The sequence below is a fragment of the Nesterenkonia sp. K-15-9-6 genome (assembly GCF_052656005.1).
The window spans coordinates 85,305-104,308 of the sequence record NZ_JBQYEY010000002.1; the positions used below are offsets into that span (position 1 = coordinate 85,305).

Sequence of the window (19,004 nt, forward strand, 5' to 3'; positions counted from 1 at the left end):
ACCTGCGTGCTGGGCCGGCGGCGCCGGACGGTCGGACCTGCGACGGACGTCGTCGATCAGACAGTCTACCCACGTCAGCACAGGGCCGTGGGGAGAGGACAGGAGCCCGTCAGAACCTCAGTAGGATCTTGCCGCTGTGGGCACCGCTGTCGAAGTAGTCGTGGGCAGCCGCTGCGTCGTCAGCGGCGAAGACGCGGTCGGTCTGCACGCGGATCCGTCCCTGCTCGATCAGCGGCCAGAGCTCCTCCCCCACTCCGGAGACGATGCCGGCCTTGGTCGCCGCGTCCCGGGAGCGCAGCGTGGTGGCGATGATCCGCAGTCGGCGGGCGAGCATGAGTCCCAGGTCAGCCTCGGCCTTCCGCCCGCCCTGCAGCCCGATGATCACCAGCCGTCCGTCCACCGCCAGGCTGCGCAGGTTGGTCTGCAGGTACTTGGCTCCGATGACGTCCAGGATCACGTCGGCGCCACGGCCGTCGGTGATCTCGGAGACCCGGTCACCGATGTCCTCCTCGCGGTAGTCGATGACGTGATCGGCCCCCAGGCTGCGGGCCAGCCGCGCCTTCTCCGGACTGCCCACGGTGGTGAGGGTCCTGGCCCCGAGGGCGTGCAGATACTGCAGCGCGAAGCTGCCGATGCCGCCGGTGCCGCCGTGCACCAGGACGGTCTCCCCCGGCTGCACCCGGGCCTCTCCGCGCAGGTTGGAGTGCACGGTGGCGGCCACCTCGATGAGCCCGGCGGCGTCCACCACGTCCACACCCGCCGGCACGGGGAGCACGTGCCGGGCATCGACGACCACCTTCTCCGCGTAGCCTCCGCCGGCCAGCAGGGCGACGACGTCGACGCCGACGAGCTCCTGCACGGCCGCGGGGCTGCCCAGTCCGGCGGCCGCCACGCGACCCGAGACCTCCAGCCCGGGGATCGGGGAAGCCCCTGCCGGGGGCGGGTAGACGCCGCGGCGCTGCATGACGTCAGCTCTGTTGAGTCCGGCCGCGGCGACGTCGATGAGAACCTCCCCGGCGGCAGGGACCGGATCCGACACTTCCGTGAGCGCGACGACCTCCGGGCCGCCGGCGTCGGTGTATTCGACTGCTCTCATGGTGCTCCCTTCCTCTGGAACGAGTGGCCTCGGAAGACGGCATCTGCGCTCTGACACGCCGGTCCGACAGGCCAGACGGCGTCATTGCTGGCCACTGGACGACGACTGCGGGGTCCGGGCCGTCCACAGCGTCCAGCGGTCGACCTCGGTGACTCCGCCCTCCGGCAGCTGGGCCCGCAGGACGTCCACCAAGCGGGCCAGCTCGGCGTCATCCAGTTCATGCAGGATGCTGCGTCCGGTGCGGGCGGCGACGTCGGCCAGCAGGCTCTCGCGATCCGGATGCTCGGCGCGGACCTCCCAGAGCGTGCTCACCTCCACGTGGACCCCGGCCTCCTCCAGCGCCTCGGTCAGCTCCTGAGCACCGGGCCGACGGGCGGCCTCCACCTGCAGCAGGCGGGGAAAGGCCTCGAAGAACCAGCCTCGCACGTGCCGGGCATCGCCCGGGAGGGCGGCCGCAGTGAGGTGCGCGGCGGCGAGGTCGACGTCGGCGGGCTGGGAGACGTCCTCGACGGTGCGGTCCTGGACGATGAGCGTCCCGCCCGGCCGCAGCAGGCGCCGGGCTTCCTCGGCGAAGGCCCGCAGGTCCGGGAGGTGATGGACCAGGGCCCGGGAGAACACGACGTCGGCGCAGGCCTCCGGAAGGCCGGTGGCGGTGGCGTCACCCCGGTGGAAGGTGATCTGCGGATCGGCACCGTGCTCCGCCGTCGCACTGGCCAGGATGGGGGCGCTGGAGTCCACGCCGATGACGCGTTCCGCACCGAGCTCCCGCCAGGCTCGGCTGTAGATGCCGCCCCCGCAGCCCAGGTCCACGACGACGGAGGCGCGCGGGTCCACGAGCCCGGTGACGTGCGCAGACCAGCTGGGGTGGGCGCGCCGCCCGGAGTAGGTGCGTGCGTTGTGTGCCGCGGTGAAGTCGATCATCGGTGGTCCTCCTGGACGTGCGGCCCCACCGCTGCGGGAGTGGGCCGCTCCGGCGCTGACCGGCCGACGTCGGCCCACGCCGTCCGACTCGATGCCGGGGCGGGGTCTCACGTATAGTCTGAGCCTAGGTTTTCACATCGGCAGGTGCGTCCGCGGAGGAATCTCCGAGCGCGCCAGCGTGTCGAGGACCCTGATGACCGGGAGCGCTGTCCGAGCGGCCGAAGGAGCCGGTCTTGAAAACCGGTGTGCGGCAACCCCGTACCGTGGGTTCGAATCCCACGCGCTCCGCTCATGAGCAGGCCCCTGACCAGGGATTTCTGGTCAGGGGCCTGTCCTGTGCGAGCACGAGAAGAGCTCCGGAGCCGACCAGCGTGAAGGTGCCGCATCAGCGTGCTCCCTGTGCCGTGGCGTCCCGCAGCCGGATGAGGGACTCGTGCACGTCCCCCGGAACGATGTTCACCCGAAGCGTCTGGGGGCGGTTCTCGATCATGGCGATCATCGCGTCGTAGAGCTCCTCAACCGGCCGCGCGTCTGTCGCGGACTGGAGCATCGTGGCTGCACGGTGATTCGCCTGCAAGGAACCGGCTCGTGCGTCGAACTGTGCCGCAGCCTGGTCGCGCGAACTCACCAGGCACAGCTCCAGGAATCGGGCACCTGCCTGGGCAGCCACGTCTTCGAGTTCGTCGATGAACTCCTCGCGCTGAAGGAACTGGGGAACGATCACGTCATGACCAGCCGCGAGGTGGCATTCGCACATCGCCAGGGCGAGCCGACGAGCGGACCAGCCCGCCTCCGTCGGGTCCTCCTCCCAGCGCGCCAATGCCCCACGGACGGAATCGACATCCAGGACGAGCGTCATGGCCCGGTCACGGGCGAGCAGGCCGGCCAACGTCGATTTGCCGCTGGCAGGAGCTCCATTGAGCAGCGTCACAGTGGCCATGTCTTCAGTCAACGCTTGGCCCGTTGGGGCGTCAACTCCGTCGGCGCCGGCGCCTCACCCGGTTTCTTGCTGTTCACCGCCGCGGCCGTTCAGCGCAGTAGGCCCAGCAGGATCCCGCTGACGGCGACGACGCCGGCCACCACGACGAACACGTTCGAGGCCCGGCCACGGAACCGGGCCAGGGCTGGCACCCGGTGGATCGCATACATCGGCATCAGGTACAGGACCGCGGCGATGACCGGGCCGGCAAGAGATTCGATCAGGGAGAGGATGCTGGGGTTCAGCACGCCCGCCAACCATGTGGTGAGGATGAGGAACACGCTCACCCCGATGGTCAGCGCACGGTCGCCGATCCGGTCGCCCGTGCGGTCGGCCATCCCGCGGACGATGCCCTTGGCCCCTTCGGCGGCACCCAGCCAGTGCCCGAAGAAGGAGGAGCCGATGGCGGCGATGGCCACCGCAGGGCCCAGCCAGGCGATGATCGGCATGTCCATGACATTGGCCAGGTGCGCCAGCACCGGCAGGTTGGCATCGCGGGCCTCCTGCAGCCCCTCGGGCCCGAGGGCCAGCACGCAGGACCAGACGAATCCCATGGTGAACACCACCAGCAGCAGGGTGGTGACGCGCAGCACAGACGACGCCTTACGCACCGAGCCCGTTCCGTAGCGCTGACGCAGTGAGACGGAGAACTGGGAGATCGCCGGGGAGTGGTTGAACGCGAAGACCAGCACCGGGATCATCATCCACACGGCCAGGGAGAAGTCCCCCAACGCCGGGGCGGCGCCGAAGCCGTCCAGGGACCAGGACGGGATCAGCATCAGCGTCACTGCGAACAGCACGGCGATCAGCGGGTACACCAGCGCCTGGGTGACCACCAGCATGACCCGACGACCGGCCACCATGACCGCCGACATCGCCAGCACCAGCACCGCGGCGAGCAGCCAGCGGGGCCACGGCTCCAGCCCCAGCTGGTTGACCATGAGGCTCTCCACCGTGTTGGTGATGCCGACCCCGTAGATGAGGACGATGGGATAGATGGCCAGGAAGTACAGCACCGTCATCACCCGGCCGGCGTTCTCGCCGAAGTAGGCCCGGACCACACCGGTGATGTCCTGGTCCGGCCGCGGGGAGGCGCAGATGATCCGGGAGAGCGCTCGGTGGGAGAAGTACGTCATCGGCCCGATCAGCAGCGTGGCCACCAGCAGGGGCCACAGGCCGCCCAGGCCCGCATTGATGGGCAGGAACAGGACACCGGCCCCCACCGCGGTGCCGAAGAGGGCGATCGTCCAGCTGGTGTCGAACTGGTTCCATCGCGGGACGTCCGACGCCTCGGGGATGGCCTTCTCCGGCGGCACGGCGTGGGTGGGTGTCGACACAGGCATGCTCCTTCGCACATCCGGGACGGTCCGTCCCGAGTCGGATCCGCCGGGGTCGGGCGGGCAGGGCTGACGGCTCCCGGGTGGCGGCGGCGACAGACCCGCAAGGAGTGTAATCCTCCTCATACGACGCCGCGAATCGGCTCCTCCCGTCACCGCCCACGGGCTCCGAACCCGGGCGGTGAACACCGGCCCTGACCACCGGGCGGCGTCCGTCAGGCACGTCCGGGGGATGCTGGCACACTGGTGTCCAGCGGCCGACCACACCGGTCCAGGACCTACGGAGGGGACGATGTCAGACGCACCGCACGATCCGCGCCGATCGGGTGAGCCCGAGGAGTTCGGCTCCGGGCCGCACTATCCGTCCCCGCACGACCCGTCCCCGCACAGCCACGCGCCGTACGACCCGTCCCCCTACGAGGCCGCCCCTCCCGGGCCCGTGGGTCATGACCACAGCCGCCACCCCGGCCAGGATCCCGGCCAGGAACCCCGCTATCCGACGCCCCATGACCCGCACGCTGACTGGTCCCGGCACCCCTCTCCGAAGCCTCAGGGCCACTCCGCCGTTCCGTCGGGAGGCGGACCTGGGGACAGCGCGGGGCAGCCCGCGGGATACGGGTACGGCTATGCCCCCGGTCAGCCCACCTGGGGCGGCTACGTCCCCGCCCCGACTCCGCCCACCGGCCTGGGCGTCACCTCCATGGTCTTCGGCATCATCGCCCTGCTGCTGAGCGTCCTCCCGCTCATCGGACTGCTCAGCCTGCTTCTCGGCCCCCTGGCGGTCATCCTGGGCATCATCGCGATCATGCGCCGCAACGGGCGCGGGTTCGGCATCGCCGGGCTCATCACCGGTGCACTGGGGACCGCCATCTCCCTCGCGGTGCACATCATCAGCGGCATATTCATCACCGCCATCTTCGAGGAGGTCGATCTGCTCCAGGAGAACCTGGTCGAGGACGCCGACCAGCACGAGGAGGGCCCGCTGGAGCCCGCTGAGGACGACGGCGGCGGCCCCGCCGACCTCCTGCCCCAGGATGTGCTCGACGACATCGAACAGCAGATCGAGGACGCCGATGCCGACGACGTCCGGCAGCTGCTGGAGCAGTGGGGCGGCGAGATCGACGAGGAGGAGCTGGAGCGCCTGCAGCGAGAGCTCGAGCAGCAGCTCTCCGGCGACTGAGCTCGCCGCCGGCCCAGACCTGTCAGCGCCGGCGGATCAGCTCCGGCAGGTCAGCTCTGATCCTTGAACACCACCAGGAACTTATGTGCCTCTTCCTGGGTGAGCGGCGAGTGGTCCGCCAGCAGCGTGGCGGCCTCGTCCACGTGGTCGTCGCGCAGCAGAGCATAGAGCTGGTCATGGACCCACGGCTCGAGGTCCTCGTGGGACAGCGTGATCTTCTCATCTCCGCGCTGGACCTCCAGGTGGAACCCCGCCAGCTCCTGATCCTCCTGGGCCCAGTCCTCCGGGATGGTGAGCTCCTCGTCCAGGGAGAAGCCGGACTCCTCCATCAGGCGGCGTGCCTTCGCGTCCACCTCATCCTCGCCGGCAGACTCGGCGGAGGCGGCCGACGCGGCCGAGTCCGCGGACCCTCCGGAGACCGCTGAGCCGTGCGGATCCGTCATCCGGGGGCGGCCGCCGGGGATGTCCGGCACGTCCTGGCTGTTGTCGCCCAGGATCTCTCCGGTCTCCGGGTCGGCCTCGGCGATGGGCCCCTCCTCCCGGCCGGCCTCGTCGCGGACCCCGTCGATGACGTCCTCGACGTACTCGCCGTCGTCTGCGCTGGCGGCAGATCCGGCAGGCGAGGCGGCCGAGGAGGCCGTGTCCGAGCCCGGGGCCGGTGCCCCGCCGTCCAGCTCCTCCTGGAGACGCAGCTCCGACGGGGAGGCCTGCGGGTAACGATGCAGGGCCTGCACCGCGATGATGCAGTCCTTCACCGGTGCCCCGGTGGCGTGCTTGAACAGCGCCAGGGCCCGTTGCCCATCGTCGGCGGCGATGGCCTGATAAACCTCGCGATGCTGCTCATCGGTGAGCACCTTCGCCGCCATCCGGGCGTTCTCCGGGGTGACGGCCTCATTGATCCGCTTGTTCAGGCGCTGCCCCTGGCGCTGAAGGAGCAGGCGGATCCCGAGGAACAGCAGGACGGCCAGTGCGATAACTGCGAGAAACTCCACACGGCCAGTCTAGGACAGGCACCTGGACGGTGTCTGCGGGGTCACATCCGGTGCCGTGGCTGCGCTCAGTCCCGCGGAAGCACCAGGGCCGCCGCCGCCGTCGCCACGGCGACCAGCGCCAACACCATGCCCACCGTCCCCGGCCATCCGGCCAGGTGGAGGAAGGTGCCGCCCAGGAATCCGAACACCGAGGACCCGGCGTAGTAACCCAGGTTGTACAGCGACGCCGACTGGGCCCGCCCCGCAACAGCGGACGCGCCGGCCCATCCGGCTGCCACCGCGTGGGCGCCGAAGAACCCGGCGGTCAGCACCACCATGCCGAGGATCACCACCGGCAGGCTCGGCACCAGCGTCAGCAGCACCCCGGAGGCCATCACCGCGTTGCCCAGCAGCAGCACCGACCGACGCGAACGCCGGGCCGCCAGCCGACCGGCCCGCGGCGATGACCAGGTGCCGGCCAGGTAGGCCAGGAACACGAAGGAGGCCAGCCACACCGGCAGCTGGAACGGCGGCCCCGCCAGTTGGAAGCCCAGGTAGTTGTACATCGCCACGAAGCCGCCCATGGTGAGGAAGCCTTGGAGGTAGATGACCCACAGGGCCGCCGAGCGGAGGTTGCCGGTCAGCGCGGCCAGCGCCTCCCGGATGCGGCTCCGGCGCGGGGTGAAGCGCACCGCCGGAGGCGCCAGCCGCAGGAACGCCACCACGCACACCACCGCCAACGCCGTGACGGCGAGCATGCCGAGGCGCCATCCCAGCTGCTCCCCCACCGGAGCCGCCACCAGCCGCCCAGTGAGTCCGCCCACTGTGGTGCCGGAGATGTAGGTGCCCGCGGCCACCGCCGCGGCCCGCGGGTGGACCTCCTCGCTGAGATAGGCCACCGCCAGCGCCGGGACTCCGCCCAGCATGAGCCCTACCAGGAAGCGCACACCCAGCGCCATCCAGAACTCGGGCACGACGACGGCGGCGAGCGCGAACAGACAGGCCAGTCCGACGGCCCAGCCCATGGCGGGCTTCCTCCCCTTCGCGTCTCCGATGTAGGACCAGGGGATCACGCCCAGAGCCAGGCCGAGCGTGGCGGTGGAGATCATCAGGGCGGCCTGGTCGGCGGAGACGCCCTGATCGGCGGCGATGACGGGCAGCAGTCCCTGCGGGGAGTACAGCTGGGCGAAGGTCGCGACGCCGATGACGAACAGGGCGGCCAGCAGCCGGCGGTAGGCGGGTGTCCCGGGCTCTGCACCGGAGCGGTCCGGGCCGGGGGCGCGCGCGTCGTCGGCTGTCACTCATCTCACTGTACGCCGGGCGACCTGACCCCGGCGGGATGGCCCGATCTGTGACGGTGCTGGCTTACGATGATCTGGTGAGCATCGATCTTTCCGCCTCATTCAAGGCCTATGACGTCCGCGGTCTCGTCGGCGAGACCATCACAGAAGACTCCGTCCGGGCGGTGGGCGCCGCGTTCGTGGACGTGCTGGGACTCGCCGGCAGTCGGGTGCTGGTGGGCGGGGACATGCGCCCCTCCTCCGAGGCCTTTGCGGCCGCCTTCACCGAAGGCGCCCGGACCCGGGGCGCCGACGTCGTGCAGCTGGGCCTGATCTCCACGGACATGCTGTACTTCGCCTCTGGCAGCCTGCAGGCCCCGGGGGTGGTGTTCACCGCCTCCCACAATCCGGCGGCCTACAACGGGATGAAGATGTCCCGGGCCGGTGCGGTGCCGCTGTCCGCGGACACCGGGCTGCTGGAGATCCGTGACGCCGCCCAGGCGCACCTGGACGCCGCCGGCTGCGCGGGGGTGACGATCCCGACCGCCGGGCGGATCGGCTCCGTGGAGTCGGCCGACCAGCTGACCGGCTATGCGGAGTATCTGCGCTCCCTGGTGGACCTCTCGGGGGTCCGGCCCCTGAAGGTGGTGGTGGACGCCGCCAACGGCATGGCCGGGCTGACCACGCCCGCCGTGCTGGGCGACCAGATCCTGCCGGCGCTGCCCTTGGAGGTCGTGCCGCTGTACTTCGAGCTCGACGGGACCTTCCCGAACCATCCGGCGAATCCGCTGGAGTCGGAGAACCTGCGGGATCTGCAGGCCGCGGTGCGGGAGCACGGGGCGGACATCGGACTGGCCTTCGACGGCGACGCCGACCGGTGCTTCGTCATCGACGAGCGCGGCGAGCCGGTCTCCCCCTCGGCCGTGACGGCACTGGTGGCGCGCCGGGAGATCGCCCGGGCACGCACCGAGGGTGAGCAGGCCCCGGTGATCATCCACAACCTCATCACCTCCCGGGCGGTGCCGGAGCTGGTGGAGTCCGAAGGCGGCCGAGCGGTCGAGACCCGCGTGGGACACTCCTTCATCAAGGCGGTCATGGCCGAGGAGCAGGCCGTGTTCGGCGGGGAGCACTCGGCCCACTACTACTTCCGGGACTTCTTCAACGCAGACACCGGCATGCTCGCGGCCATGCACGTGCTGGCCGCACTGGGGCAGCAGGAGCTTCCGCTGTCCGAGCTGGCGGCCGAGTACAACCCCTATGCGGCCTCCGGGGAGATCAACTCCGAGGTCGAGGACAAGCAGGCCGCCGCCGAGCGGGTGCTGACGGCATTCGCCGACCGGGACGCCGTCGTCTCCCACATGGACGGCCTGACGGTCCGCGCCGAGGACGGCACCTGGTGGTTCAATCTGCGTCCGTCGAACACGGAGCCGTTCCTGCGCTACAACGGCGAGGCGCACAGTACCGAGGTCATGGAGGCCGTGCGTGACGAGGTCCTGGGCATCGTCCGGGGCTGAACCGACTGTCAGGGCCATCTCCGGGTCACACCAGTTGACAGATTCAACGGACAGGGGCGTACTATCACCGATGGATCAGTGATCTGCCACACACTCCCCGGGAGGCCCCATGTCCGTCGCCGTCGCCGAGCGGTCCGCTCCCCTGCAGCGCATCACCGCCGGCCCAGGGTTCAACCGCTGGCTGATCCCACCGGCGGCGCTGTCGATCCATCTGTGCATCGGACAGGCGTATGCCACCAGCGTGTACAAGACCTCGCTGGTGGCCCACTTCGAGACCAGCCTGACCGCCGTCGGGGTGATCTTCTCCCTGGCGATCGTCATGCTGGGCCTCTCCGCGGCGATCTTCGGCACCTGGGTGGATCGCAACGGTCCTCGGCGGGCCATGATCGCCTCGGCGGTGTGCTGGGCCACCGGGTTCTTCGTCGGAGCGGCCGGGATCTTCACCTCCCAGCTGTGGCTGGTCTACCTCGGCTATGGAGTGATCGGCGGCGTCGGGCTGGGCATCGGGTACATCTCTCCGGTCTCCACCCTGATGAAGTGGTTCCCGGATCGGCCCGGGCTGGCCACCGGGATGGCGATCATGGGTTTCGGAGGCGGCGCGATGATCGCCAGCCCCGTGTCCTCCTCCCTGCTGAGCCTCTATGACCCGACCTATGACCCCGCCACCGGCGTGTACTCCGGGGCCGCCGTCGCCGGGCTGTTCCTCACCCTCGGCGCCGTCTACCTGGCGGTGATGCTCTTCGGCGCCTGGCTGGTGCGCGTCCCCGCCCCCGGCTGGACGCCCGAGGGCTACGACCCCTCTCGGGAGAAGAAGAAGGCTCTGGTCACCAGCGGTCACGTGACCGCGAACCGAGCCCTGCGCACCCCGCAGTTCTGGCTGCTGTGGATCATCCTGTTCTGCAACGTCACCGCCGGCATCGGCATCCTGGAGCAGGCCGCTCCGATGATCCAGGACTTCTTCCGCTCGGACGGGACCACGGTGATCGCCGGGGCCGCGGCGGCCGGATTCGTCGGCTTCCTCAGCCTGACCAATATGGCCGGCCGCTTCGTCTGGTCCTCCACCTCCGACCTCGTGGGCCGGAAGAACATCTACCTGCTCTACCTGGGCGGCGGCGTCGTCCTCTACACCGTGCTGGCACTCCAAGGATCGGGCTCAGTGATCCTGTTCATCCTGCTGGCCGGCATCATCCTCAGCTTCTACGGCGGCGGATTCGCCACCATCCCCGCGTATCTGCGTGACCTGTTCGGCACCCTGGAGGTCGGGGCCATCCACGGGCGGCTGCTCACCGCCTGGTCCTGCGCCGGCGTGATGGGCCCGCTGATCATCAACGGCTTCCTGGACGCCCGGGGCGAGCCCGGGAGCCTCACCGCCGCGGACTACCGGCCGGCCCTGCTCACCATGGTGGGACTGCTGGTGATCGGACTGATCGCCAACATCCTGGTCCGCGCCGTGGACGAGAAGCACCACGTCAGCACCTCCTCCGCGGGCCCGACGACGACGGCCCAGAGCTCCGCGACGCCGCAGGTCGAACCGGCCGGCGCCCCGCGGGTGCCTCTGTGGCTGCCCTGGGCCGTCGTTGCGATCCCCCTGGCCTACGGGGTGCTGCAGACGGCGATCAACGCGCTGGGGCTGTTCGCCTGAGCGGAAGCGAGCTCACCCCACGCAGACTCCCACGCCCCCACAAGATTCTCCCGCCCCTCCCAGATGCGAGGGGCTCAGGAACCTGGACGGGGCGGAACGACTGGTTCGGGGACGCGAGGACGCATCCCCTGCCCCGCGCGATCACACTCGGCTGAGCAGCCCTTGGCGCTCCAGCCAGTCGAACCAGAGATCGATCCACGCATCCACGGGAGTGCCGGTGGCGCGCGCCCCGAAACCGTGCAGCGCCCCCGGGTAGATGTGGCCCTCCACTGCGGCACCGCTCAGGCGCCACGTGTCGATGAGCTCCAGCACGTCGCCGGCGCACAGCGGATCGTGCACGTCCACGAGGGTGAACAGGTCCGGCAGTCCCGGCTCCACCTCGAAGCCGGCCTCCGGGAGCCGACCCCCGTAGATGCAGGCCAAGGAGCCCGGCCGCTTCTGCGGGTCCTCGGCGGCGACGGCGGCGGAGACCGCGTAGGCACCCGCGGAGAAGCCGATGGCGCTCACCCGGCCGGGGTCCACTCCCCACTGGCCTGCCCGGCGTCGGATCAGCGCCAGCGCGTCTTCGACGTCGTCGACAGCCATCCGCTGATGCCCACCCCGGGTGTCCACCACGTCCGAGTCTTCGCTCGGGGCGAAGGCGCTGGCCAGGTGGGCCCCGAAGTCCTCCAGTGTCTCGCCGCTGTGGCCCAGCCGGTACTTCAGCACGAAGGCGGCCACCCCACGCTCCCTCAGCAGGTGGGCGACGTCGGCACCCTCGCTGTCCATGGACAGCTTCAGAAAGGCCCCACCGGGAGCGATGAGCACCGCCGCACCGGTGGCCGTGCCTGGTTCGGGAAGGTACGGGATCAGGGTGGGCCGGGTGACATTGCGCAGGCGGTAGCCACCGTCATTGCGGCGCAGCGCCTGCTCGCGGTCCGGGACGGCGTCAATGGAGCGCAAGGGGATCTCCGGACCGGTGGCGCCCAGCAGCGTCGGCTCGGTGACGGTGAACGCCTGGGCGAACTGACGGGCCAGGTCCTCATGGCTGGGCTCCGTCACCACTGCGGCGGCGGGCGGAACCAGCCTCGAGTCAGGCATCTGCTCCGGCCCCTGGTCGGGAGTCTGGTCTGGCATCGTCTCCGGCATGTCCCACCCTCACATCCTCGCCGCGGGTCCGCTTCTCCCCTCAGACTCTAGCCGACCCGACGTGACGGGCTTCATCGGCGACGACCGGCGCCGTCCGGCGCCGTCCGGCTGCGGCGGGTGCTCAGGTCCGCGACGGCGTCGTCGCCCGTGTGGTGCGGGAGGTGGACCGCTTGAGCAGCCACAGCAGGTACGGCGGGCCGATGACCGCGACCACCAGGCCCGCCGGCAGCTGATCGGGTGCGATGACGGTCCGTCCGAAGGTGTCCGACAGCGAGACCAGCGCTGCGCCGAGCATGGCGGAGACCGGCAGGAACCACCGATGCTCCCGGCCCACCAGCATTCGCGCCAGGTGCGGGGCGGCCAGTCCGACGAAACTGATCACCCCGACGGCGATCACCGCGACGGCGGCCAGCAGCACCGCGATGCTCAGCGCCGTGCCGCGCACCACCGGCAGGGAGACTCCGAGGATCCGCGGGGTGACGTCGTCGATGCCCACCAGGTCCAGCTCCCGGCGCAGCGCCACCAGCAGCGGCACGGCGAGCACCAGCACGACCAGCATCGGCCCCAGATCCCGCCAGGCGGTGCCGAAGGTGGACCCGCCGAGCCAGGAGATCGCCATGGCCTGATTGTGCGGGTGCGTGGTGGCGATGAGCAGCTGGGTGATCGCCTGTGCGGCGGTCATCACGCCGATGCCCACCAGCACCACCGTCTCCGGGGCGCTGGTGCGCGAGCTGGCCAGCGAGAAGACGATCAGCCCGGCCAGGACCGCGCCCGCCGCGGCGCCCGCAGACATGGTCCACGCTGAGGAGGCCGGCAGCACGATCAGCGCGATCACCGCACCCGCTCCTCCGGAGGCCGCGACACCGAGGATGCCGGGTTCGGCCAGCGGATTCCGCGTCACGGTCTGCACCAGTCCGCCGGCCACCGCCAGCACCGCGCCGGCCAGCAGAGCGGCCGCCACGCGCGGTGCCCGGAAGTCCAGCGAGATCTCGATGGCCCGCGGAGCCTGCCCCTGCAGCCAGATCGCCAGGTCACCCAGGCGCAGCCACCAGTCGCCCAGCAGCATGCCGGCGGCCACCAGCCCCACCAGCAGCACGCCCACGGTGACGACGACGGCGATCCGCCGGGACAGCCGCACCCCCGACGGCAGTCCCAGGGCCGCGATCTCCTGGCTGCTGCCGCCGCTGCGCATGCGCAGCGCGAGCACCACCAGGAACACGGCCCCGATCAGGGAGGTCACCACCCCGGTGGGGATGCCGACCGCCAGGTTGAGATCCGTGAAGCCGAAGATGCCGCCCAGGAAGATCGCCCGCACCCCGACGTCAGCTCCGAGGACGATCAGGGCCCCGAGCAGGCCGGAGCCGGCCATGGCCCAGCCGAAGCGGCCGAAGCGGATCACCCGGGTGGACAGCAGCCGCACGATGGCCGGGGCGCACAGCCCCACGAAGCCCAACGGCCCCACCATGGTCACCGCGGAGGAGGCGAGCAGCACCGAGCAGACCAACAGCCCGCCGCGGACCAGGCCGACGCGCACGCCCATCGACTGGGCGGTGTCGCTGCCCAGGGAGAGCACATCGGTGGCCCGGGACAGCACCACCAGTACGGCCAGGGCCACGAGCACCACCGGCAGCAGGCGCAGCACCGCGCCGATCCCGGAGAGGTTCAGGGTGCCGGATCCCCACAGGAACAGCCCCTGGGTGGACTGGGCGTGGATCATCAGCAGCGCCGAGGTCACCGAGGCCAGCCCCATGGCCACCACGGTGCCGGCCAGCACCAGGCGGATGGGCGCGGACTCGGAGAAGCCGGTCAGCGCCAGCACCAGTCCCGCGGCGGCGAAGCCCCCGACGAAGGCCAGGGCGGCGGAGCTCAGCAGCGGCAGCGACAGCCCGAAGGCCGCCGCCGTGGTCAGCGCCAGGTGCGCCCCGGCGTTGACGGCCAGCGTGTCCGGGGAGGCCAGCGGGTTGCGGGTCATGGCCTGCAGCGCGCAGCCGGCGATGCCCAGCACCACGCCCACCACGAGCCCGCCCACCAGCCGCGGCAGGCGCGAGTCCAACGCGATGGAGGTGAGCTGGGCATCCTCACCGGTGACGACGGCGGACAGCAGGTCCCGGGCGCTGACCCCGGAGGTGCCCTGGGTCAGGTGCACCGCGGAGAGCACCACCAGGAGCCCCAGCCCTGCCGCCAGGGTGAGCAGCACCAGGGAACGGGCCTTCGCGGGGGTGCCGCGCTCGGCGGCGGCACTGGTGCGCACCGCCAGAGCGTCCTTCTGCTGGGTCACAGGTGTCCGCCGTCGTCTCGTGTCAGTCGAAGCCGCAGCTGCGCTCAGGCGTCGTCGGCGACGGTCTCAGCGAGCTGGTCGGTCCACTGCATGGCCGAGCCGGGACCGCCGTAGAGCCAGGTGCGCTCGATGACGTGCATGCGGTCGTTCTCCACGAAGCCCAGCGAGTTCCAGGTGGAGTTGTCCTCCAGCGGGGCGAAGGGGTCCTCCGGCTCGGTGGAGGCGGTCCACCAGAAGAACTCGGTGTCCTCCGGCAGTGCGGTCAGGCCCTCGACGTCGGAGGAGCTGATCGCCCAGCCGGCGTCGCCCTCCTCCTCCCAGGCCGGGGCCAGGCCGATCTCCTCACCGACGGCGCTGACCATCGCCCCGGGACCGTGGAGCCGGAAGGTGGCGGTGTTGCCCTCCACCGAGGGGTAGACGACCACGAAGGGGGTGTCCTCGGCGTCGGCCTCGGCGAGGGTCTCGCGGGCGTCGGCGAGGGTCTGCTCATAGTCGTCCCAGACCTGTTCGGCCTCGTCCTGCGCACCGATCAGCTCCCCGACCTGGAAGAACGTGCGCTCCATGTGGCCCAGCGGGTCGCCGGCGTCGGCGGACTCCTGGAGCACCACCGGGGCGATCTCCTCCAGATCCTCGAGCATGCCGTCCGGCACGGACTCCTCGGCACCGATGATGAGGTCCGGATTCGCCTGGCCGATGGCTTCGATGCTGGGCTCGGTCCGCAGACCGACGTCGACGACGTCCTCGTCGTCGATCTCCGCGGCGGAGGCCCAGGCCTCATAGCCCTCCAGGTCGGCCACGCCCACGAGGTTGCCGCCGAGCAGAGCGACGTTCTCGGTCTGGGCCCATTCGAGAGTGACGACGCGCTGGGCGGGAGCGTCGAGGGTGATCTCCTCGCCGGAGTGGTCGGTGACGGTGACCGGTCCGGACTCGGCGTCGGCGCCGCCGTCGTCGTCGGTGTCGACGTCGGTGGTGCCGCAGGCGGTCAGCGCCAGGGATCCGATCGCCGCCAGGGAGAGCAGCCAACGGGCGGAAGAGGTGTCGGTGAGGGTCATGGTGTCCTTTCGGAACAGTGAAGGGTCAGGGCTGCTCGGGTGCGACGCCCGCAGCCGGCCACGGCAGCACGAGGCGGCCTGACCGGGTGCGGGAGGTTCTGCGTGAGATCAGGCCGGGACGGCCACGGACTGGGCCGCGGGCCGATCGTCGAGGCGGCGACCGTGGCGTCCGGCGCGCCGGGCCCGGACGGCCAGCCCGCCCTCGGGCAGGGGCATGACGTCGATCGGCACGCGATAGACCTCGGTGAGCCGCTCCGAGGTCATCACCGCCGCCGGGGGCCCGGCGGAGACGACCTCACCCTCGTGGAGGAGGACCACGTGGTCGGCGATGTCGGCGGCCTGCTCCAGGTCATGCAGGACCACGCCGATGGTCAGGCCGTGGACGTCGGCGAGGTCCCGGATGAGGTCCAGCAGACTCAACTGGTGCTTCAGGTCCAGGAAGGTGGTGGGCTCGTCCAGCAGCAGCACGTCGGTCTGCTGGGCCAGGCAGGTGGCCAGCCAGACCCGCTGCAGCTGGCCGCCGGAGAGCTCGGTGACCGGCCGGTGGGACAGCTCCTCCAGTCCGGCGAGGGCCAGTGCCCGGTCGACCGCCTCCGCGCCCCCGGGGTCGGTGCGGCGGAACCGGCCCCGATGCGGATGACGTCCGAGCTCGACCACCTCGGCCACCGTCAGCCCCGTGGGCGTGGGGCGCTGCTGGGCGAGGATGGTGAGCCGCTTGGCGAAGCTGCGGGGAGAGAAGCTGGTGATGTCGACGTCGTCGAGGCTCACCTGGCCCTCGGTGTCGGCCAGCCGGCACATGCCGCGCAGCAGCGTGGTCTTGCCGCTGCCGTTGGGACCGATCAGCGCGGTGACGCCGCCGGGCAGCAGCTCGACGTCGACGCCGTGGACGATACGGTGGGGGCCGTAGGACACGGACACCTCGCTGGCGCGGAGCGAGGTCCGGGACGTCGGCGCCGAGTTCAGGCGCGTGAGGTTCGACTGCACGGGGTCATTTTGCACATCTGCATCTTACTCAATCAAGCATAGGTTCACCTAAGACATACGGTGAATCCGTCATCGAGGGCGCCGCGGAGGTGCCTACCATCGTGGTGGATCCGTGTGATGCGGGGCCTCCACGCCGCCGAGGTCGCTCGACACGACGCTGTCACATCACCCCGGCAGGCTCCGGTCGTCAGCTCCGGCCGTGCGGGGTCACCTCGGAGCTCCGAGAAGGCCGCACCCAGGGGCCCCGCACGACGATGCCCGGTGCCGGACGTGTCATGGTCCGGCACCGGGCATCGTAGAGTCCGCGTCTCCGCGAGGGCGTCAGTCTCCGACGCGGTCGCGCAGCTGCTGCAGCTCCGCCTGGATGGACTCCGGCAGCGACTCCCCGAAGCGGTCGAACCACTGCTCGATGTCGGCCAGTTCGGCGGTCCATTCCTGCGGGTCCACCCACAGCGCGTCATGGAGGTCCTCGGCGCTGATGTCGAGACCGGTGGTGTCCAGCGCCTCCGGGGTCGGGGTGAGGCCGATCGGGGTCTCCACGGCTTCGCCGCGGCCTTCGATGCGCTCCACCACCCACTTGAGTACCCGGGAGTTCTCCGCGAAGCCGGGCCAGGCGAAGCGGCCGTCGCGGTTGCGCCGGAACCAGTTGACCAGGAAGATCTTGGGCAGCTTCTCCGGGTCGGCCTTGCCGGACACCCGCACCCAGTGGTTGAGGTAGTCGCCGGCGTCGTAGCCGATGAACGGCAGCATCGCCATCGGGTCCCGGCGGACCTGGCCGACCGCACCTTCGGCGGCGGCGGTGGTCTCCGAGGAGAGCGTGGCGCCGAAGAAGATCCCGTGGTTCCAGTCCCGGGACTCGGTGACCAGCGGGACGGTGGTCTTGCGGCGGCCGCCGAAGAGGATGGCGTCCAACTTCACGCCGTCCGGGGAGTAGTACTCCTCCGCCAGCATGTCGGTCTGATCGATCGGCGTGCAGAACCGGGCGTTGGGGTGGGCCGCCGGCCTGTCGGCGTCGGGAGTCCACTCCTTGCCCTGCCAGTCGATCAGGTGCGACGGCGGCTCCTCCGTCATGCCCTCCCACCAGACGCCGCCGTCGTCGGTGAGCGCGCAGTTGGTGAAGATGGAGTTGCCCTTGGCGATGGCGCGCATCGCATTGGCGTTGGTGTGCCACCCGGTGCCGGGGGCCACGCCGAAGTAGCCGGCCTCCGGATTGACCACCCGGAACTCGCCGTCCTTGCCGGGACGGATCCAGGTGATGTCGTCCCCGAGGGTCTCGGCGGTCCAGCCCTCCAGCGTGGGGTCGATCAGCGCGAGGTTGGTCTTGCCGCAGGCCGAGGGGAAGGCCCCGGAGATGAAGTAGCTGCGGCCCTCAGGGCTGGTGAGCTTGAGGATGAGCATGTGCTCGGCCAGCCAGCCTTCGTCCCGGGCCATGGCCGAGGCGATGCGCAGCGCGTAGCACTTCTTGCCCAGCAGGGCGTTGCCGCCGTAGCCGGAGCCGTAGGACCAGATCTCCCGGGTCTCCGGGAAGTGGACGATGTACTTCTCCTCGTTGCAGGGCCACGGGACGTCCTGCTGACCCGGAGCCAGCGGGGCGCCCACCGAGTGCACGGCGGGGACGAAGAACGCGTCGAGCTCCTCCATGCGGCGCAGCACGTCGGTGCCGATGCGGGCCATGATCCGCATCGAGGTCACCACGTAGGCGGAGTCCGTGACCTCCACGCCGAACTTGGGGTCCTCGGCGTCGAGCGGGCCCATGACGAAGGGGATCACGTACATCGTTCGACCGCGCATGGCGCCGTCGAACACTCCGGCCAGCGTAGAGCGCATCTCCGCGGGGTCCACCCAGTTGTTGGTGAAACCGGCGTCGCGCTCGTTCTCCGAGCAGATGAAGGTGCGGGACTCCACCCGGGCGACGTCTGCGGGGTCAGAGAAGGCCGCGAAGGAGTCGGGGAAGTCGGGGCTGGTGAGCCGGGTGAACGTGCCCGACTGGACGAGCTCATCAGTCAGCTGGCCATATTCCGCATCGCTGCCGTCCACCCAGTGGATCCGATCCGGCGTGGTCAGTTCTGCGATGTCGCTGACGAACTGGATCAGCTTCTCGTGTGTCGTGGGGGCATCCGCCTGGATGTCCTCCGCACCGGGCGCCTTTGCAACGGTGTCGACCATCGTTTCCCTCCATTGGGTTCTTCAGTGCACGGCCCGCTCAATCGCACTCCTGTGTGCGGCGACGACGGCGGACATCGTGCGTCGACGGTGACGCGCGCCGGCTGGTGTTCACCTCATCGTGGACACCGAGCCCGTCGAGGCCTTGAGGGACCGGATACCTTCCACTGTACTGGTCCGCGATCCCCGCCACGCACCGAAAGTCCACATAGTGGTCACCAGGTGCGGAGTGAACCGATTTTCGTGAGGATCGCCACGTCTGAGCCGACGATTTTGCCCTCCCTCCGGCACCCGTGTATAGTCTTTCTGGTCGAGATCGCGACAGCGGGATCGGCGGACAACAGAAGATGCGCCTATAGCTCAGCTGGATAGAGCGTCGGTCTACGGAACCGAAGGTCTGGGGTTCGAATCCCTATGGGCGCACCGATGAGGAAAGCCCCGAACCCTGGAACGCCAGGGATCGGGGCTCTTCTCATGCT

At 70.3% G+C, this 19,004-nt stretch carries 14 protein-coding genes and 2 tRNA genes; 5 read left to right on the forward strand and 11 right to left on the reverse strand.

From position 1 onward, the window contains the following. Nucleotides 1-109: 109 nt before the first annotated feature. Both SD455_RS01645 and SD455_RS01650 read right to left on the reverse strand, forming a co-directional pair. The gene (locus SD455_RS01645) at nt 110-1,096 is read right to left on the reverse strand and encodes an NAD(P)H-quinone oxidoreductase (protein WP_070160322.1); all 987 of its coding nucleotides are present in this window, start codon (nt 1,094-1,096) and stop codon (nt 110-112) included. Between the two features lie 81 nt (nt 1,097-1,177). After that, nucleotides 1,178-2,017 carry a class I SAM-dependent methyltransferase gene (locus SD455_RS01650; protein WP_445507051.1) on the reverse strand — a complete coding sequence of 280 codons (840 nt, stop codon included), beginning with the start codon at nt 2,015-2,017 and terminating at the stop codon, nt 1,178-1,180. 200 nt (nt 2,018-2,217) lie between these two features. Here SD455_RS01650 and SD455_RS01655 point away from each other — a divergent pair. Then, nucleotides 2,218-2,305 (forward strand) — tRNA-Ser (locus SD455_RS01655). A gap of 97 nt (nt 2,306-2,402) precedes the next feature. Here SD455_RS01655 and SD455_RS01660 read toward each other — a convergent pair. Together SD455_RS01660 and SD455_RS01665 are read right to left on the reverse strand one after the other, a co-directional pair. Beyond that, nucleotides 2,403-2,957: an AAA family ATPase gene (locus tag SD455_RS01660; protein WP_311025847.1), complete on the reverse strand. Its 555-nt coding sequence runs from the start codon at nt 2,955-2,957 to the stop codon at nt 2,403-2,405. Nucleotides 2,958-3,046: 89 nt separating this feature from the next. Continuing rightward, nucleotides 3,047-4,339, reverse strand: coding sequence for an HAAAP family serine/threonine permease (locus SD455_RS01665; protein WP_139827587.1), 1,293 nt, complete (start codon nt 4,337-4,339; stop codon nt 3,047-3,049). A 286-nt stretch (nt 4,340-4,625) separates the two neighbouring features. On the opposite strand from SD455_RS01665, the gene SD455_RS01670 reads away from it, so the two are divergent. After that, the gene (locus tag SD455_RS01670; protein ID WP_445507052.1) at nt 4,626-5,513 is read left to right on the forward strand and encodes a hypothetical protein; all 888 of its coding nucleotides are present in this window, start codon (nt 4,626-4,628) and stop codon (nt 5,511-5,513) included. A 50-nt stretch (nt 5,514-5,563) separates the two neighbouring features. Here SD455_RS01670 and SD455_RS01675 read toward each other — a convergent pair whose 3' ends face one another. Together SD455_RS01675 and SD455_RS01680 are read right to left on the reverse strand one after the other, a co-directional pair. Further along, nucleotides 5,564-6,505: a hypothetical protein gene (locus SD455_RS01675; protein ID WP_344681563.1), complete on the reverse strand. Its 942-nt coding sequence runs from the start codon at nt 6,503-6,505 to the stop codon at nt 5,564-5,566. Nucleotides 6,506-6,570: 65 nt separating this feature from the next. Continuing rightward, the gene (locus SD455_RS01680) at nt 6,571-7,785 is read right to left on the reverse strand and encodes an MFS transporter (protein ID WP_445507053.1); all 1,215 of its coding nucleotides are present in this window, start codon (nt 7,783-7,785) and stop codon (nt 6,571-6,573) included. Nucleotides 7,786-7,823: 38 nt separating this feature from the next. Here SD455_RS01680 and SD455_RS01685 point away from each other — a divergent pair, with 38 nt between their 5' ends. Next, the gene (locus tag SD455_RS01685) at nt 7,824-9,278 is read left to right on the forward strand and encodes a phosphomannomutase/phosphoglucomutase (protein WP_445507054.1); all 1,455 of its coding nucleotides are present in this window, start codon (nt 7,824-7,826) and stop codon (nt 9,276-9,278) included. A 109-nt stretch (nt 9,279-9,387) separates the two neighbouring features. Continuing rightward, a complete protein-coding gene (locus SD455_RS01690; RefSeq protein WP_445507055.1) occupies nt 9,388-10,920 on the forward strand; it encodes an OFA family MFS transporter in 1,533 nt (510 codons plus the stop codon). Between the two features lie 141 nt (nt 10,921-11,061). Here the strand turns inward: SD455_RS01690 and SD455_RS01695 are convergent, their stop codons facing one another. The 5 genes from SD455_RS01695 to SD455_RS01715 form a co-directional block, all read right to left on the reverse strand. Continuing rightward, complete coding sequence (locus tag SD455_RS01695; RefSeq protein ID WP_445507056.1) at nt 11,062-12,048, reverse strand: alpha/beta hydrolase; 987 nt, start codon at nt 12,046-12,048, stop codon at nt 11,062-11,064. Nucleotides 12,049-12,169: 121 nt separating this feature from the next. Beyond that, nucleotides 12,170-14,326, reverse strand: coding sequence for an iron ABC transporter permease (locus SD455_RS01700; protein WP_445507057.1), 2,157 nt, complete (start codon nt 14,324-14,326; stop codon nt 12,170-12,172). A 44-nt stretch (nt 14,327-14,370) separates the two neighbouring features. Next, complete coding sequence (locus SD455_RS01705) at nt 14,371-15,378, reverse strand: ABC transporter substrate-binding protein (RefSeq protein ID WP_445507058.1); 1,008 nt, start codon at nt 15,376-15,378, stop codon at nt 14,371-14,373. 108 nt (nt 15,379-15,486) lie between these two features. Then, nucleotides 15,487-16,377, reverse strand: a complete 891-nt coding sequence (locus SD455_RS01710; protein WP_445507059.1) for an ABC transporter ATP-binding protein — start codon at nt 16,375-16,377, stop codon at nt 15,487-15,489. A gap of 306 nt (nt 16,378-16,683) precedes the next feature. Then, nucleotides 16,684-18,528: a phosphoenolpyruvate carboxykinase (GTP) gene (locus tag SD455_RS01715; RefSeq protein WP_445507060.1), complete on the reverse strand. Its 1,845-nt coding sequence runs from the start codon at nt 18,526-18,528 to the stop codon at nt 16,684-16,686. 346 nt (nt 18,529-18,874) lie between these two features. Between SD455_RS01715 and SD455_RS01720 the strand changes: the two genes are divergently transcribed. Next, nucleotides 18,875-18,948 (forward strand) — tRNA-Arg (locus SD455_RS01720). Nucleotides 18,949-19,004 lie beyond the last annotated feature (56 nt).